The 17,116-nt window shown below is 73.4% G+C and carries 14 protein-coding genes and 1 pseudogene; 7 read left to right on the top strand and 8 right to left on the bottom strand.

From position 1 onward, the window contains the following. Positions 1-35 precede the first annotated feature (35 nt). Both ACGFZP_RS36885 and ACGFZP_RS36880 read left to right on the top strand, forming a co-directional pair. Entirely contained in the window at positions 36-1,028 is a 993-nt protein-coding gene (locus ACGFZP_RS36885; protein ID WP_392941229.1) for an ArsR/SmtB family transcription factor, read from the top strand. A gap of 286 nt (positions 1,029-1,314) precedes the next feature. After that, positions 1,315-3,585 (top strand): glycosyl hydrolase family 18 protein, encoded by a 2,271-nt coding sequence (locus ACGFZP_RS36880; protein WP_392941297.1) that lies wholly within the window; start codon positions 1,315-1,317, stop codon positions 3,583-3,585. A gap of 155 nt (positions 3,586-3,740) precedes the next feature. Here ACGFZP_RS36880 and ACGFZP_RS36875 read toward each other — a convergent pair whose 3' ends face one another. Then, complete coding sequence (locus tag ACGFZP_RS36875) at positions 3,741-5,027, bottom strand: geranylgeranyl reductase family protein (protein ID WP_392941227.1); 1,287 nt, start codon at positions 5,025-5,027, stop codon at positions 3,741-3,743. Between the two features lie 172 nt (positions 5,028-5,199). Between ACGFZP_RS36875 and ACGFZP_RS36870 the strand changes: the two genes are divergently transcribed. Beyond that, positions 5,200-6,567, top strand: a complete 1,368-nt coding sequence (locus ACGFZP_RS36870) for a dipeptidase (protein ID WP_392941226.1) — start codon at positions 5,200-5,202, stop codon at positions 6,565-6,567. On the opposite strand, the gene ACGFZP_RS36865 is transcribed toward ACGFZP_RS36870, so the two are convergent. Then, positions 6,543-7,355 (bottom strand): DUF4184 family protein, encoded by an 813-nt coding sequence (locus ACGFZP_RS36865; protein WP_392941224.1) that lies wholly within the window; start codon positions 7,353-7,355, stop codon positions 6,543-6,545. The genes ACGFZP_RS36870 and ACGFZP_RS36865 overlap by 25 nt on opposite strands. 89 nt (positions 7,356-7,444) lie before the next feature. Next, the gene (locus ACGFZP_RS36860) at positions 7,445-8,512 is read right to left on the bottom strand and encodes an NUDIX domain-containing protein (protein ID WP_392941223.1); all 1,068 of its coding nucleotides are present in this window, start codon (positions 8,510-8,512) and stop codon (positions 7,445-7,447) included. A gap of 459 nt (positions 8,513-8,971) precedes the next feature. Between ACGFZP_RS36860 and ACGFZP_RS36855 the strand changes: the two genes are divergently transcribed. Beyond that, the gene (locus tag ACGFZP_RS36855) at positions 8,972-9,190 is read left to right on the top strand and encodes a hypothetical protein (protein ID WP_392941221.1); all 219 of its coding nucleotides are present in this window, start codon (positions 8,972-8,974) and stop codon (positions 9,188-9,190) included. An 89-nt stretch (positions 9,191-9,279) separates the two neighbouring features. Next, entirely contained in the window at positions 9,280-9,933 is a 654-nt protein-coding gene (locus ACGFZP_RS36850) for a class I SAM-dependent DNA methyltransferase (RefSeq protein WP_392941220.1), read from the top strand. A gap of 472 nt (positions 9,934-10,405) precedes the next feature. Here ACGFZP_RS36850 and ACGFZP_RS36845 read toward each other — a convergent pair whose 3' ends face one another. Beyond that, a complete protein-coding gene (locus ACGFZP_RS36845) occupies positions 10,406-11,011 on the bottom strand; it encodes a TetR/AcrR family transcriptional regulator (protein ID WP_392941219.1) in 606 nt (201 codons plus the stop codon). Positions 11,012-11,086: 75 nt separating this feature from the next. Here ACGFZP_RS36845 and ACGFZP_RS36840 point away from each other — a divergent pair, with 75 nt between their 5' ends. Both ACGFZP_RS36840 and ACGFZP_RS36835 read left to right on the top strand, forming a co-directional pair. Next, positions 11,087-11,992, top strand: coding sequence for an alpha/beta fold hydrolase (locus tag ACGFZP_RS36840; RefSeq protein WP_392941217.1), 906 nt, complete (start codon positions 11,087-11,089; stop codon positions 11,990-11,992). Positions 11,993-12,188: 196 nt separating this feature from the next. Further along, positions 12,189-13,097 (top strand): ribokinase, encoded by a 909-nt coding sequence (locus tag ACGFZP_RS36835; RefSeq protein ID WP_392941216.1) that lies wholly within the window; start codon positions 12,189-12,191, stop codon positions 13,095-13,097. 93 nt (positions 13,098-13,190) lie between these two features. On the opposite strand, the gene ACGFZP_RS36830 is transcribed toward ACGFZP_RS36835, so the two are convergent. The 4 genes and pseudogenes from ACGFZP_RS36830 to ACGFZP_RS36815 form a co-directional block, all read right to left on the bottom strand. Further along, positions 13,191-14,087 carry a C40 family peptidase gene (locus ACGFZP_RS36830; protein WP_392941215.1) on the bottom strand — a complete coding sequence of 299 codons (897 nt, stop codon included), beginning with the start codon at positions 14,085-14,087 and terminating at the stop codon, positions 13,191-13,193. 277 nt (positions 14,088-14,364) lie between these two features. After that, entirely contained in the window at positions 14,365-15,786 is a 1,422-nt protein-coding gene (locus ACGFZP_RS36825; protein WP_392941213.1) for an acyl-CoA synthetase, read from the bottom strand. A 225-nt stretch (positions 15,787-16,011) separates the two neighbouring features. Further along, positions 16,012-16,974: an electron transfer flavoprotein subunit alpha/FixB family protein gene (locus ACGFZP_RS36820; RefSeq protein WP_392941212.1), complete on the bottom strand. Its 963-nt coding sequence runs from the start codon at positions 16,972-16,974 to the stop codon at positions 16,012-16,014. Between the two features lie 45 nt (positions 16,975-17,019). After that, positions 17,020-17,116: pseudogene (locus ACGFZP_RS36815) on the bottom strand (electron transfer flavoprotein subunit beta); the annotation flags it as partial.

Raw genomic sequence — 17,116 nt, 5'->3', positions numbered from 1 at the left:
GCTCTGCCTGAAAGCTCCAGGAAGGAACGCCCACTATGCACCGGTTCATGCTGGGGCTCTCCGACCTCGCCACCACCTCGTTCGCCATCTCGCCGATCCAGGAGGCCACGCTCAGCCTTCGGATGTGGACCCACCCCGGCCACTACGCCCTGCAGGCGCCGGCCTTCGAACGGCTGCGCCCCGCCTTCGAACGCGTCGACTCGGTACTGCTGCGCTCGCTGGTCGCCGAGAACCGCTGGGTCCCGGACTTCCTGACCCCCAGGCCCGGCACCCCCGGTCCGGACTTCCGCACCGAGCTGGCCGTGGTCCGCGCCCTGCCGCCGGAGCGGCTGCGCCCCGAGCTGGAGCAGACCTTCCTCCCGCACGGCCGCCCGCTGCCCGCCCCGCTGGCGGCCGGACTGACCGACCCGGCCCGGCTGCTGGCCCGGATCACCGACGCCCTGGAGGAGTACTGGGAGGTCTGCCTGGCCCCCGCCTGGTGGCCGCGGGCCCGCGCGGTGCTGGAGGCCGACCTGGTCTACCGGGCACGGCTGCTGGCCCAGCACGGCGCAGCGGCGCTCTTCGCCGACCTGGACGCCCGGCTGCACTGGGAGGACGGCGTCCTGTCGATCAACCGCCGCTGGACCGAGTGGGACCAGGACGTCACCGTGGACGGTCGCGGGCTGGTCCTCACGCCGACCTTCTTCGCCCGCGGCGCGGTCACGATGATCGGCAACGACCGGCCGCCGCAGATCAGTTACCCGGCCCGCGGCCAGGCCGGGATGGCCCGGCCGGCCGCTCCGGTGACGCCGCGCGCGCTGGAGCTGCTGCTCGGCGCCCCCAAGGCCCGGCTGCTCATCCTGCTCGCCGAGCCCGCCTCGACCACCGACCTGGCCTACCGCATGGGCGTCACGCCGGGCGCCGTCAGCCAGCACCTCGCGGTCCTGTTCAGCACCGGCCTGGTCACCCGGGCCCGGCACGGCCGCTCGGTGCTGTACACCCGCAGCCCGCTGGGCGACGAGCTGAGCGGCGGCCCGCGCCGGGGCTGAGCGGCGGCCCGCGCCGGCGGCGGGAGGCCCGGGCCGAGGCCGCGAAGCATCCCCGCGGAGCCCGCCCCCCAACTCCCCAGTGGTACAGACCTGTTGACGCATTGGTCCAGTCCTCCTACAGTGCCCATACCCCCGTCTCCCCGCGGCGCGGGCACCGATCGGCCACGTACCACCCGTACGGTTCTACGTCACCCTGTTCCACCCCCACGTCACAGGGAGAACCATGTCCGCTCGATCCGGGGCCGCCCGTACCAGGGCCGCCCGCCTGCGGGCCCACCGCCCGCGCATGCGCAGCAGACTGCTGGCGCTGCTCTCCGTCCTGCTCCTGCCGCCGGCCGCACTCACCGTGCTGGCCACCCCGGCGGACGCGGCCGGCAGGCTCACCGCCGCCTTCACCACCGCCGACAACGGCTCCTGGTGGAAGGGCACCTTCATCGTCCACAACGACAACGCCGCGGCCGTCTCCGGCTGGACCCTGGAGTTCGACCTGCCGGCCGGCGTCACCATCGCCAGCAGCTACAACGGCACCGCGACGGTCAGCGGCCGGCACGTCACCGCCGCCAACGCCTTCTACAACGCCAACGTCCCCGCCCACGGCAGCACCGAGCCGTACAGCTTCTGGTTCGTCGCCAACGGCCCGATCGCCGCCCCCACCGGCTGCCGGATCAACGGCGACAAGTGCGACGGGAGTTCGGACGTACTGCCGTCCGCGCCCGGCACCCCTTCGGTGACCGACTCGACCGCGCACAGCCTCGCCCTGAAGTGGTCGGCCGCCACCGGCGGGGACTTCCCGGTCGCCTCCTACGAGGTGCTGAACGGCTCCACCGTGGTGGCCAACAGCGCCACCACCGACGTGCTGGTCACCGGGCTCGCACCCGCCACCTCCTACACCCTGACCGTGCGCGCCAAGGACACCCGGGGCAACGCCGGCCCGGCGAGCGCGCCGGTGACCGCCTCGACCTTCGACCCGGCCACCGACCCCGTCCCGCCCACCGCACCCACCAACCTCCGTACCACGGCGGTCGGTTCCTCCGACGTGACGCTGGCCTGGAACGCCGCCACCGACAACCTCAAGGTCGCCGCCTACGACGTCTACCAGGGCGCCGCGCTGGTCCGGACGGTCACCGGCTCCACCCTGACCGCGGCCGTCAACGGCCTCTCGCCGTCGACGGCCTACACCTTCACCGTGAAGGCCAGGGACGGCGCCGACAACGCCTCGCCCGCCTCCGCGCCGCTCGCCGTGACCACCTCCGACCTGGTCGGCGCCGGCAAGTACGCCCGGGTCGGGTACTTCACCCAGTGGGGCATCTACGGCCGCCAGTACTTCGTCAAGAACCTCGACACCTCGGGCAGCGCCGCCAAGCTCGACGTCATCAACTACGCCTTCGAGAACATCGATCCGGTCAACCTGACCTGCCTGGCCGGCGTCACCAAGGGCACCACCGCCGACCCCCAGGACCCGGACCAGGGCACCGGCGCGGGCGACGCCGACGCCGACTACGCCCGCCCGATGAGCGCCGCCCAGTCCGTGGACGGCGTCGCCGACGACGGCTGGGGCAAACTGCGCGGCAACCTCAACCAGTTGAAGAAGCTCAAGGCCAAGTACCCGAACCTGAAGGTGGTCGTCTCGCTCGGCGGCTGGACGTACTCCAAGTACTTCTCCGACGCCGCCGCCACCGACGCCTCCCGGCAGAAGCTCGTCAAGTCCTGCATCGACGTCTGGATCAAGGGCAACCTGCCGCTGTACAACGGCGCCGGCGGCGACGGCGTGGCGGCCGGCATCTTCGACGGCATCGACCTCGACTGGGAGTGGCCCGGCTCCGGCGACGGCCACGCCGGCAACCACTACAGCGCCAACGACAAGGCCAACCTGACCGCCCTGCTCGCCGAGTTCCGCAAGCAGCTGGACGCCCTCGGCGGCTCGCACAAGCTGCTGACCGCCTTCACCCCGGCCGACCCGGTCAAGATCAACCAGGGCTGGGACCTCTCCAGGATCTTCAACTACCTGGACATCGCCAACGTCCAGGGCTACGACTTCCACGGCGCCGGCAGCGACAACTCGTGGGAGCCCAACAAGACCGGCCACCAGGCCAACCTCTACGCGGACACCCAGGACCCGTACAACTTCCACTTCAGCGTGGACGCCGCCGTCCAGGCCTACCTGGGCGCCGGGGTCAACCCGCGCAAGCTCACCATCGGCTTCCCGTTCTACGGCCGCGGCTGGCAGGGCGTCGCCGACGGCGGCGCGTCGGGCGAGTGGCAGTCGGCGACCGGGGCGGCCCCCGGCCAGTTCGCCGAGGAGGCCGGCACCCGCGGGTACAACAACCTCATCACCACCTTCCCCAACCTGACCGTCCGCCACGACACCCAGTCCATCGCCACCTACGGCTACACCGGCGCCGGCGGCCAGTGGTGGACCTTCGACGACACCTGGTCGATCGCCCAGAAGACGGCCTACCTCAAGTCGAAGAACCTGCTCGGCTCGATGATCTGGGAGATGTCCGGCGACACCCCGACCGGCACCCTGATCACCGCGCTCGACGCCGGTCTGAAGTAGCCGCCCGCACAACCCGGAACCGCCGGGCGCGACCGCCGGCCGCCCCGAAGACGCCCGAGCACCACGCGGGCGCACCCGGCACCGAGGCCCCGAACGGCCGTTGGGTCCTGTCCGGACCCAGCCGTTCGGGGCCTCTCCACAGACCGCGGCAGCCGCTACCGCGAGGCGATCGCCGCCAGTCGGCGGGCGGCCCGGTACTGGCGCAGGACCTGCGCGAACGTGGTGTGGCCCTGGGTGGTGCGGGCGAAGGCCCGCCAGGCCGGGTCGACCAGGCAGACGGCGGCGTGGAACAGGTACGGCCGACGCTCGAAGGCCGCCAGCATCTGCTTGCCGGCCCGCATCTCCACGCCCAGCCCGGCCTTGATCGCGAAGGCGTAGTTCAGCGCCTCGCGCCGCACCCCGGCGGCGTTGCCCGCCTCGGCCACCTTGACCGCCCACTCGCCGGCCAGCCGGCCCGATCGCAGCGCGTACGAGATGCCCTCGCGGGTCCACGGTTCCAGCAGACCGGCCGCGTCGCCGGCCACCAGCACCCGGCCGCGGGAGAGCGGCGAGTCCTCGGCCCGGCAGCGGGTCAGGTGCCCGGACTCCACGCTCGGCGTGAACCCGGACAGGCCCAGGCGGCGGATGTAGTCGGCCAGGTACTGCTTGGTCCGCTCGCCGTCGCCGCGCGCCGAGATGACACCGACGGTCAGGCTCGCGGACTCGGTCTTCGGGAACACCCAGCCGTAACTGCCGGGCAGCGGGCCCCAGTCCAGGTGGATCCGGCCCGCCCAGTCCGCGGCGACCTGCGGCGTCACCGGGATCTCGGCCTCCAGGCCGAGGTCGATCTGGTCGAAGGAGACCCCGACGTGCCGGCCGATCCGGCTGGCGCTGCCGTCCGCGCCGACCACCGCGCGCGCCTCGAAGGTGCGCCCGTCGGCTGCGGTGACGACGGCCGTCCGGTGCTCGCCGCCCTGCTGCTCCACCCCGGTGACGGTCACTCCGGTGACCAGCACCGCACCCGCCTGCTTGGCCGCCTGCACCAGGCGCAGGTCGAACTCGTCCCGGTTGACCAGACCGAACAGCATCCGCTTCGAGCGCCGCGTACGGGTGAACCGCCCGCGGTACGCGAAGGTGACGGCATGCACACGGTCCTGCAGGGGAAGCCGGAAGTCCGGCGGCAGACTGTCCCGGGACGGGCCGATGATGCCGCCGCCGCAGGTCTTGTAGCGGGGGTGTTCGGCCTTGTCGAGGAGCAGGACGCGTCTGCCCTGCGCGGCGGCGGCGTACGCGGCCGAGGCCCCCGCCGGCCCGGCGCCGACCACGACGACGTCCCAGACACCGTCGAGCCGGTCTGGCCCGGGCTGCGGCTGGTGCTGCGGCCCGCCCTGCGGCTCGGACGGGCTTCCGGACGCCTCGGCGTCGAGCGGGCTACGGGAATCGGAGCTACCGGAGTCAGTCACGTCGAGCAATCCTATGCGTCCCACCCGGCTGCCCGCCGCAGCACCACCCCCGAACTCCCGGCCGACTCCCCGGTCCACCCGTTCGACTCGGCCTATGATCGTGGGCAACCCCTGCAGTCCCGTTCGGCCGAACCATCCTGCTCGGACGAACCAGCCCCCTCGGAGCGCCCTGATGCCACAGCAGCCCCTGGCCGACGCCGTCCGGTCCCTGATGGACCGTGCCCGCACCGACCTCGCCGAACTGGTCGCCTTCCCCTCGGTCGCCGACCCGCGCCAGTTCCCGGTCGAGGAGTGCCGCAAGGCCGCCCACTGGGTCGCCGACGCCTTCACCGCCGAGGGCCTGACCAACGTGCAGCTGCTGGACACCCCCGACGGCACGCAGTCCGTCTACGCCGAACTGGCCGGCCCCGAGGGCGCGCCGACCGTGCTGCTCTACTCCCACTACGACGTCCAGCCGCCGCTCGACGAGAAGGGCTGGCTGAGCCCCGCCTTCGAGCTGACCGAGCGCGACGGCCGCTGGTACGGCCGCGGCGCCGCCGACTGCAAGGGCAACATCCTGATGCACCTGACGGCCCTTCGGGCGCTGCGCCAGGTGTACGGGGACGCCTACCCCGTCAGCCTGAAGATCATCGTGGAGGGCTCGGAGGAGCAGGGCACCGGCGGCCTGGAGCAGTACGCCGAGGCGCACCCCGAGCTGCTCACCGCCGATGCGATCGTCATCGGCGACACCGGCAACTTCGCCCCCGGCCTGCCCACCGTCACCGCCTCGCTGCGCGGCATGACGACGGTCGAGGTGACGATCACCACGCTCGCCGGGAACCTGCACTCCGGCGCGTTCGGCGGCGCCGCCCCGGACGCCCTGCAGGCCCTGGTCAAGGTGCTGGCCTCGCTGCACGACGAGCACGGGGACGTCGCGGTGGCCGGGCTGGTGAACGACCAGAGCTGGACCGGTGTGCAGTACACCGACGAGCAGTTCCGCGCCGACGCCAAGGTGCTGGACGGCGTCGAGCTCACCGGCACCGGCACCGTCGCCGACCGGCTCTGGGCCCGCCCGGCCGTCACCGTCCTCGGCATCGACGCCCCGCCGGTGATCGGCGCCACCTCCTCCGTCCAGGCCTCCGCCAAGGCGCTGGTCAGCCTGCGGGTGCCGCCGGGCACCGACACCGCGGCCACCCAGGAGGCGCTGGTCGCGCACCTGGAGGCCCAGGTGCCGTTCGGCGCCCGGATCCGGATCGAGCGGCAGGGCAACGGCGCCCCGTTCAGCGCGGACACCTCCGGACCGGCCTACGAGGCGATGGGCGAGGCGATGGAGCAGGCCTTCGGCACCCCGATGGTCGCCTCCGGCGAGGGCGGCTCGATCCCGCTCTGCAACACGCTGCGCTCGCTCTACCCGCAGGCCGAGATCGTCCTGATCGGCGTCGAGGACCCGACCACCCAGATCCACGCGGTCAACGAGAGCGTGGACCCGCAGGAGCTGGAGCGGATGGCCCTGACCGAGGCGCTGTTCCTGCGCCGCTACGCGGAGCTCCGCTCGGTCTGAGCCGCCTTCCCGACCGGCACCGCCACCTCGGTCCGGCGGCCACCGCGCCGCCAGACCTGCGCGGCCACCGCATAGGCCGCCGCGCCGACCGCGAGGCCCGCGCCGGCCCCGAAGCAGAACTCCGGGATCAGGTTGCGCTTCAGGGGCACCAACCGGTGCACCACTCCGGCCGCCGTCGCCGCGCCCAGCGCCGCGACGGCGGCCCGCCGCACCCGGGGCGGAAGCCGCAGTTCGGGCCGCACGGGCTCGGTGGCCCGGACCACCCGCCCGGCGTACCCGGCCAGCGCCGCCAGGGCCAGTGCCGAACTGCCGTACTGCAGGGCGGTGTACAGGGGCAGCCCGGCCACCTTGTGCTCCAGGACGGGCAGCAGCGAGACCCCGAGCCGGCCCTCGTGGGTGAAGGCGTCCCACCCGACGTGGGTGGCCGCGCCGACGGCGGCGGACGCCGCGAACCAGGCCGCGCCGCCGCCACCGCCGCGCGGGGCGGTCAGGGCCTCGGCCGGCCCCGCCCACCGCTCGGGGAGCAGGGCGACCAGCGGCCCGCGCAGCAGTCCGTGCCAGCCGGCCACCAGCGCACCGGCGATCGCCACGTCCACCGTCGGGACCGCCCACCAACGGTGGGTCAGCCCGCCGTGCCCGTAGGCCCCGGGCAGCAGCGACTCGGCGAAGAACGGCACGTCCGGCGCCATCGAGCCGGCGACCAGCGCCGAGGCCACCAGAGGCCCGCGCTCCCCGGCCAGGCGCAGCAGGGGCAGGACGGCGGCCGGGTGGCTGAAGGTGAAGGGCATGCCCCTTATCCTGCCCCAGCCGCCCGAGGCCGCCGCCGCCCGGTAGGCCGTGCCCGGTGCGCCGTCCAGCGCCCGTGCGCCGCCTGCTCCTAAGCCGCGTCCGCCGCCCGGGTCAGCCCGACGGCGGCCCGACGGCCCGCCTCCAGGTACCGCAGCTCCCCGGACCGCCGGGCCTCCAGGGCGGCGGCCAGTCGGCGGTACCGGCCGGGCGGCAGCAGCCCCGCGGCCTCGTCCAGGTCGACGAAGCGCCAGCCGCGCAGCTCCTCCTGCTGGAGCAGCAGGCCCTGCCGGGCGGTCGCGTCCAGCAGACCGCCGTCGTAGACCAGCCTCAGGCCGCCGCGGCGCGGGCCGGTCCGCGGCTCCCAGTCGACGGCGAGCAGGCGCAGCGCGGTCGGCTCCAGCCGCAGGCCCAGCTCCTCGGCGGTCTCCCGCAGGGCGGCGTCGGTGGGCGCCTCGCCGCGCTCGACCACCCCGCCGGGGAACTCCCAGTCCGGTTTGTACACCGGGTCGACCAGCAGCACCCGGTCCTGCTCGTCGAAGAACAGGACCGCGGCGGCGACGGTGTCACCGGTGGGGTCGGGGGTCTGGACGATGGGGCAGCGGGCGGATCCGTCCCGGACCAGCTCCGCGATCCGGACGGCCGTCTCGTGCGGGGTGAGGCCCCCGGTGTCGAGCAGCCGTGCGTCCCGCCCGAGCCAGCGCCGGGCGGCCCGGTAGCGGGGGAGGTGCTCCAGGCACCACTGCCGGATTCTCTCACTGCGCTCCGGATCGTCCGGGCACTCGTCGCGCTGGACTATCCGCTCGCGCAGGATCGTTTCTCCAGGGTCCAGGACCAGGTGATGCACCGCGATGCCCTGGGAGGCGAGCGAACCAAAGATCTCGTCCCGGTAGTCCTCCCGAAGCAGGGTCATCGGGACGATCAGCGGCCCCGGGACTTCGCCGAGCAGGGCGGCCGCCGTCTCGGGGACGAGCCTGCGCCAGGCCGGCAGGTCCTGGAAGTCGGACACCGCGGCCAACCGGTCCGCGGGCAACATCCCGCGCAACCCGAACCCCACCAGCTCGGGGTCGAACAGCATGCTCCCGGGCAGCAGTTCCACCAACTCGCGACAGGCACTCGTCTTGCCCGCCCCGAACGTGCCATTGACCCAAACGATCACAACGTCCCCTGTCCTCGACTCCCCCGATGCCGTTCGCACCGGGCGGCGCCCCCGTCAGTCGAACCAGCGCCACCCGAGGTGGTACCCCCGCCGCGCCGGTCCCCATACCTTCCCATGGCCCCCACCCGCCGGACCTCACCCCGCCCCTTGACAGCGGCATGTGCCCAGATCAGACCCCCACCCACCCATCCCCCACCCGAGCAGGCCACCGTCCCGACCGGCTCCCCCTCCCCCACGAGCAGTGACCCCGGAGCCGCACCGGAGCCCCGCTCAAGCCGCAGTCACCCGGCTACACCACGAGGGGTCGCCTCCCGATCGAATATGTAGACCGGTCTACAGATGACCTGGAGGTGATAGGGCATCCGCGGCAATGAGATCGTCGAGGCGGCCGAGAAGGAGCTGGAGGCCGATCTTGATGCGCTGGCTGCCGTTCTGACCGCCCGTTGGGGCAGCCCCAGGGTGGTCGATCTGTGGCCGTATCTCGGGTTCGACAATCCAGACCCCGAGTTCACGGCTCCCGAGCCGCTCGGATTCCTGTGCAACGTCGCTGTCGGCATGCGGCTGTGGCAGCCGCCGTCCTCCGACCGATGGCTCGCACTGACCATCGGCCAGGCGGATCGCGAGTTCCCGTTCGAACTGCTCGCCGCGATCGGTGAGGTGTCCCCGCTCCCGGCATGAGCCGGGCCCAGAGGCCGACGCCGGACGACGGCCTTCCCGGGCCGTGGTCGCGGTGGGCGCGCCTTGGTCATGGACTACGGCGTCAGGCTGTGAACACCGAAGGCTGGTTGGCAGACACCCGCACGTCCTACGACACCGTCGCCACCAGCTATGCGGACCAGGTGCGCGACCTCCTGGACCAAACGCCCTACGAACGCGCGGCCCTGAAGCTGTTCGCCGATCACGTGCAGACCACCGGCGGCGGGCCGGTTGCGGACGTGGGATGCGGGTCGGGGAGGATCACGGCCCACCTGCGCGAGCTGGGCGTGGACACGTTCGGGATCGACCTGTCGCCCGCGATGATCGAGGTGGCCCGGCGCGATCACCCCGGTCTACGGTTCGAGGTCGGTTCCATGACGGACCTCGACCTCGCCGACGCCTCGATGGCCGGCCTGGTCGCCTGGTACTCGCTGATCCACGTCCCCGACGACGAGATCGGCCCGGTCTTCACGCACTTCCGGCGGGTGTTGCGGCCCGGCGGCCCGCTGCTGCTCGGCTTCCACGTCGGCGATGAGTCGCGGTTGAAGACGCAGGGGTACGGCGGTCACCCCATGAAGATCTACGTCCATCGCCGCCGGCCTGACCAAGTCGCAGCCCGGCTCAACGACGCCGGCTTCACCGTCGAGGCACAGATGACTCTCAGCTCGGCGGAGAGCTCGCTCGGGGGAGTTCTCTTCGCACACCGCCGGTCTGACACCCAGTAGGGGTCCGCAGTTCGACTCACCCCGCAGGTTCCGGCCGCTCTTGGCACGGCAGCCCGCACCCGCAGGCTGACGGCACTCCCGCGCCGGCATCCCCCGGGCACTCCCCTCCGACCGGCACATCACCGGTTCTCCACTGGCCTCCGGGCTTGCCCGGGTGCGCCACCCGGTCGAGCCCGGGGAACGCCGGGGAGCCCGGGTGACTGGTCGGACAGCGGGGATCGCGTCGCACGGCGGATGTAGCGGCCGGTCTGCTCGACCGCAAATCCCGTCGACCAGCACGCCGGTCGTTTCCCAGGATCGGCGCATGCGACCCGCCTCGGATCGCAGTTGGCCTCGGTCGACCAGGGCGACAGCCCGGAGCGGGGCGGTCGGCTCGTAAGCCCGGCTGGCCAGAGCTCCCGGCTGCTCGTCGGGGCGCGCAGGTTCGAATCCTGCCGGGTGAGGAGTTGCGGACCCGCCCCGGCGAGGAGGCCTACGAGCCGGGGAAGAGCCGGCCGAGGTGGTAGTGCAGGGTGGCGGTCGCGTCGTCCGCCCCGCGTTGGCCGAGCAGGACGCTCAGGCCGAGGCCGGCCGAGATGGACAGGAGGACGGCGGCCTCCTGTCGGGCGTCCATTCGCGGATCCGCGTCCCCGGCCTGCTGGGCGGCTGCGAGCCGGTCGGCGAGGAACCCTTCCATCTCGTCGGGCGCCGCGAGGAACGCCTGGCCCCCGAGGGCGGGATCGGTGATGGAGAGCACCGCGTACTCGGTGTGGACGAGGTGGAAGATCCGGCTCTCCTCGTCGGTGGGCACGGCTTCGAGCAGGACCGCTTCGACGATGTCGCGCGGGGTGGGTGCGGAGCCGGCCCTCCTCACCCGGTCGCGGACCCGCTCGCCCATGCGCGCCGTCAGGCGGTTCATCGCGGCGAGCAGCAGCTGCTCCTTGGTGTCGAAGTAGTACTGCACGAGCCGCACCGAGACACCCGCCTCGATGGCGACGGATCGCATGGTGACGGCGTGCAGCCCGGTGTCCGCCGCCGCGCGGAGCAGGGCGTCGACGATCTGGGCCCGCCGCTCCTCATGGTCCACCAGCTTCGGCATCAGGTTCCCTCCGAACGTTTTTATGGTACAAACATACCATCAAGTCCTGCTGTTTCGCGTGCCAGGAGGGGACCCATGACCAGGACGAGCGTCGGACGTTTCGTCAGCGAGGAAGCCCGCGGGAAGTTCCTTGCGGCGTACGACCGCGCCATGGAGCTGTGGCCGGGCCCGCGCGAGGAACTGGACGTCGAAACCGCCTACGGCACCGTCCGCGTCCACCGCTACGGGGCCCGGACCGGCGAACCGGTCGTGCTCCTGCACGGCCACGCCGGCCACGCCTCCAACTGGTACCCGCAGGTCGCCGCCCTCGGCGAGAACCACCCGGTCTACGCGATCGACACCCTCGACGACCCCGGCCGCAGCGTGCAACGCGCCGTCGCGGCCGGCTCCGCGGAGAACGCGGCGTGGCTCGGCGAGGTCCTCGCCGGACTCGGGCTGGAGCGCGTCCACCTGGTCGGCGTCTCCTACGGCGGATGGCTGGCCCTCAACCAGGCCGTCCACGCACCCGAGCGCCTCGCGTCGATCGCACCGCTGGACCCGGGCGGGATCGAGAAGGTCCCCGCACGGTTCTACGCCCACATGATCGGCGGGCTGTTCGCCATGCTCGCCCCGCGCCCGCTCCGACCCGCCCTGGGGCGCCTGCTCGCCAACCCCGCCCTCAGCTCACCGCCCGAGATGATCGCCCCGCTGATGCTGGGCATGCGGACCTACAAGCCGAACTCCCGCCCCGCAGCCAGGCCGTTCACCGACGAGGAACTGGGCTCGATCCAGCTGCCCGCCCTCGTCCTGCTCGGCCGCCGCAGCGCCCTCCTCCGACCGCACCAGGCGCTGAAGCGCGTCACCGCGCTGATCCCGGACGTCCAGGCCGAGATCGTCCAGCGGGCCGGCCACGGACTCAACCTGGAGCGTCCCGAGCTGGTCAACGAACGCCTCCTGCAGTTCATCACCGCAGTCCGGCCCGCACCCACCCGCAGCGAGTGACATCGCCGAGCCGCGCGCGTGGGAAGTCGGACCGGCCGACTTCCCACGCGCGGCCCCCGTTCCCGCTCCGGCGCACCCATGGGCGGTACGTGCTCCTCACCAAGCGCCGCCACCGCCTCCGGCGTCGCACTGCACGGGCCGCACCGTATAGACAGGAGAGGTGAACCCACCTTCCCCCACTGACCAAGGCCGAGTCGTGGCCATCGGCTCCGTGAACACCGACCGGATCCTGCGCTGCCCCGTCCTGCCCGCCCCCGGCGAAACCGTGCTGGCCGTCTCCGCCACCCGGGGATTCGGGGGCAAGGGAGCCAATCAGGCCGTCGCGGCCGCCACCCTGGGAGCGCCCACCCACCTGGTGGCGAAGGTCGGCGCGGACACCGACGGGGTCGAGGCGCTCGCCGACCTGCGGAACGCCCGGGTCGACGCCGACACGGTGCTCACCGATCCGGCGGCACCCACCGGCCAGGCCGTCGTCATGGTCGACCCCCACGGCGAGAACAGCATCGTCGTCATCCCGGGCGCGAACGCCCGCCTGAGCCCGGCGGAGGTCACCGAGGCGCTCGCCGCCCTCCGGCCGACCCCCGCCGACGTGCTGCTCACCAGCGGCGAGGTGCCACCGGACTGCGTCCGGGCCGCCGCCGCGGCACTCCCCGCCGGCACCCGCTGGGTCCACAACGCCGCCCCGGCCGGAACGCTCCCCACCCTGGTGGGCCGCCGCCCCCTGATCGTCGCCAACGCCGTCGAGGCACGCCAGCTGACCTGCGCAAACAGCGAAGCCGATCCGACCGGTACGGCCGTCGCCGAAGCCCTGGCCGCGCTCGGCGACGGCGCCGTGGTCACGCTCGGCGGCGGGGGCGCCCTCGTCACCGAGGGTGGCTCCGAGGGTCGGACGAGCCGTGTCCCCGCCCCGCGCGTGACCGTGGTCGACACGACCGGCGCCGGCGACGTCTTCTGCGGCGCGCTGGCCGCCGAACTCGCCCGCGGCGTCCCCCTGGCCGAGGCGGTCGCCACCGCCGTGGGAGCCGGCGCCTTCGCCGTCACCGCCCTGGGTGCCCGCGGCGCGCTGCCCACCCCCGCCGACGTCCGGCGCCTGCACACCCCCTGACCACCCCGTACCCTCCCCCACCCCACAACGCGGCCGGTCCCGCACAGGGTGACCGACACCCCGTGCGGGACCGCAGCACAGCCGAGGACGCGGTCAGGGCCGCCCCATGTGCGTGGGGTAGTACCCGCTGCTGATCCGCGAGACCCGGATGTTGGTGCCGGGCCGGGCGGCCTCCACGTACTGGTTGTTGCCGAGGTAGATCGCCACGTGGTGGATGCCCCGCGCGCTGCCGTCGTCCGACCAGAAGAGCAGGTCGCCGCGCTCCAGCTGGCTGGCACGGACCGGGGTGGTGGCCGCGTACTGGTCGTTCGCCACCCGCGGCAGGTCGATGCCGCCGCGCCGGAACGACTGCTGGACCAGGCCCGAGCAGTCGTAGCCGTCCGGACCGTTGCCGGCCGTCTTGAACGGCTTGCCGAGCTGGGCGAGCGCGAACTGCACGGCCGTCTCGACGTCGCCGTCGGCCGCCGGCGCCGAGTCCGACGACGCGTCGGAGCCCGCGGACGAACCGGAGGAGGAACCGGACCCACCTCCCGTCCGGTCCAGGTAGACGTCGTAGTGCGTGGTCCAGCGCCACTGCCCCTGGCTGTTCTTGAACCAGTACCGCGAACCGTCCCAGCCCTGCGTGATGCCCCCGGAGGAGGTGGGGGCGGTGGAGACGGTGGTGGACGAGGAGGAGCCACTCCCCGTCCGGGCCTGGTAGACGTCGTAGTGCGTGGTCCAGCGCCACTGGCCCTGGCTGTTCTTGAACCAGTACCGCGAACCGTCCCAGCCGGCGTGGGCCGGCGCGGGCTCGGCGGCCGCACTGCCCACGCTGGTGCCGAGGCCGATCACGCCGGCTCCGGCCGCGATCACGGCCACCATGCCTATCCCCCGGCGGACCCGCGCCGCCCGGGAGCTGCGGACGGGCTTCGCCGGCCCGTCGGTGGTGGCGGTGGTCTGCCCGGTCGGGTCGTCGGCGGCACTCGGTGCGCCGGTGTTGACGGTCGTCATCCTGCTGTCTTCCTTTGCTGACTCCGCAGGCCCTGCGGACTCCGCCGGGTCTGGCGGCGCCGCAGTCATGCCACGGAACGCTGAACGGGAAAGGCACACGTTCCCCGGCCGACATGCCGCGGCTTCCGGTCCTGCGACCGGAAGCCGCGGCAACTCGCCCAGGGATTCAGTTCTGCCTGCGTGTCACGTTAGGCACGCGTCCGCTCACGGCGCGCAGTGGAGTGCGCCAAAGGAAGGGTTCACGGAAGGTGAGCGACCATCACCGAATGACCCCTCGTCACCCCTGCGCCGACTCCGCCGGCAACTGCTTCTTCAACACCTTCCCCATGGCGTTCCTGGGCAGTTCGGCCACGAGCACCACCCGCCGCGGCCGCTTGTGGACGGAGAGCCGCTCCGCCACAAAGACCGTCAGCTGTTCCCCCGTCACCGGGCCGTCGGGGACGACGTACGCCACGACCGCCTGCCCGAGGTCCTCGTCGGGCACGCCGACCACGGCGGCGTCCGCGACCGACGGGTGGTCGCGCAGCGCGGCCTCCACCTCGCCGGCGCCGATCCGGTACCCGCCGCTCTTGATCAGGTCGACCGAGGCCCGGCCGACGATCCGGTGGAAGCCGTCCTCCCCGATCACCGCGACGTCCCCGGTCCGGAACCAGCCGTCCGCCGTCCAGCACTCGGCGTCGGCGTCCGGCCGGTTGAGGTAGCCGGTGAACAGGGTGGGCCCGGAGACCTGGAGTTCGCCGACGCTCTCCCCGTCGTGCGGAACGGGCCCGCCGTCCTCGCCGACCAGCCTGGTCCGCACCCCGTCCAGCGGCAGTCCGACGCTGCCGGGGCGGCGCTCCCCCGCCGCCCGGGTGCTGACGGTGATCAGCGACTCGGTCATCCCGTACCGCTCGATCGGCGCGTGGCCGGTCAGCGCGGCCAGCTTCTCGAAGACGGGGACGGGCAGCGGGGCGCTGCCGGAGACCAGCAGCCGGGCGGCGGACAGCCGTCCGGCGGCCTCCGGGTCGGCGGCCAGCCGGGACCAGACCGTCGGCACCCCGAAGTACAGGCTCCCCCCGGCGGCCGCGTACCCGGCCGGGGTGGGGCGGCCGGTGTGCACCAGTCGGCTGCCGGTGCGCAGGGCGCCGAGCACGCCGAGCACCAGGCCGTGGACGTGGAACAGCGGCAGTCCGTGCGCGAGGGTGTCCTCGGGGGTCCACTGCCAGGCGGCGGCGAGCGCGTCCAGGTCCGCGGCGACGGCGGCACGGCGGATCACCGCCCCCTTGGGCGCGCCGGTGGTGCCCGAGGTGTAGAGCACGAAGGCGGTGGCGTCCGGATCGGGCTCGGCGTACGTGGTGGCGGAGCGCTCCGCCAGGTCGACCGGGAGGGCCGGCAGCCCGGCGTCCGGCGCCTGCGGATCCGTCGCCGCGTGGGCGAGCAGTGCCGCGCCCGAGTCCCTCAGGATGTGGGCGCGCTCCTTGGGCCCGGAGTCGGGCGGCAGCGGCACCACGGGCACGCCGGCCAGCAGCCCGCCGACCACGGCGACCACGGTCTCCGCGGTGGGCCGGGCCAGCACGGCCAGCGCGGGGGCGCCGGCCACCCGGTCGGCCACGGCGGTCGCCGCCCCGAGCAGCCCTTCGCGTGACAGCGCCCCTCCATCGATCCGCAGCGCGTCACCGGAGTCCCCGAAGCCGCCCTGAAGTGCCGTCAACAGTGTCATGCCCTCTGCCCTCACCGTCGCTTGCGATATCCGGTCTGCGGCCGACTCTACGGCCAGCCCCGACCCCGCCCGAGGCGGCCGCGCACCACCGGCCCCGCCCCGGCGGGCGCCCTCCGGGCAGCCACGGCGAGGCCTCCCGGCGGCACCGTCAGACGCCGGAGGGCGTGGCACCGGGTACCCGGTGCCACGCCCTCCACGCTGCGCGTCGGCGCTATGCGTTCACACTCAGCCCTTGCGGCTCTTCACCTCGTCGGTGAGCTGCGGCAGGACGGCGAACAGGTCGCCGACCACGCCGTAGTCGACCAGCTCGAAGATCGGGGCCTCCGGGTCCTTGTTGACGGCCACGATGGTCTTCGAGGTCTGCATGCCGGCCCGGTGCTGGATCGCGCCGGAGATGCCCGCCGCGACGTAGAGCTGCGGGGAGACCTGCTTGCCGGTCTGGCCGACCTGGTTGCTGTGCGGGTACCAGCCGGCGTCGACGGCGGCGCGCGAGGCGCCGACGGCCGCGCCGAGCGCGTCCGCGAGGTCCTCGACCACGCCGAAGCCCTCGGCGGCACCGACGCCGCGGCCGCCGGAGACCACGATGGCGGCCTCGGTCAGCTCGGGGCGGCCGCTGGAGACGCGCGGGGTGCGGGAGGTGACGGTGGCGGCGTTGCCGGTGAAGGCGACGGCGACGTTCTCCACCGCGCCGGCGGCCGCGGCGGCCTCGGGGGCGACGGCGTTCGGCTTGACGGTGATGACCGGCACACCGCGCGAGACCTTGGACTTCACCTGGAACGACGCCGCGAAGACCGACTGGGTGGCGACCGGGCCGCCGTCGCCGGCCTCCAGGTCGACGGCGTCGGTGATGATGCCGGAGCCCAGGCGCAGCGCGACGCGGGCCGCGATCTCCTTGCCCTCGCCGGAGGAGGTGACCAGGACGGCGCCGGTGTCGGCGGCCTTGGCGATCTGGGTCAGCGCGTCGACCTTGGGGACGACCAGCTGGTCGGTGAACTCGGCGCCGTCGGCGACGTAGACCTTGGCCGCGCCGTACTCGGCGGCCTTGGCGGCGATGTCGGCGGCGGCCGGACCGGCGCCCAGGACGACGGCCGAGGGCTCGCCGATCCGGCGGGCCAGGGTCAGCAGTTCGAGGGCCGGCTTGCGGACCACACCGTCGGCGTGGTCCACGAGAACCAGGATCTCAGCCATGATTCGTTGCTCCTGATCGATCGTTGGATGCCCGTACGGGTGGGATTAGATGAACTTCTGCTCGGCGAGGTACGCGGCGAGCTGTCGGCCGCCCTCGCCCTCGTCCTTGACGACCGTGCCCGCGGTACGCGCCGGACGCGCC

The organism is Kitasatospora sp. NPDC048239 (assembly GCF_043202015.1).
GTDB lineage: Bacteria > Actinomycetota > Actinomycetes > Streptomycetales > Streptomycetaceae > Kitasatospora.
Note: the sequence above shows the minus strand (reverse complement) of the source record. Positions and strands in the feature narration are given on the sequence as shown.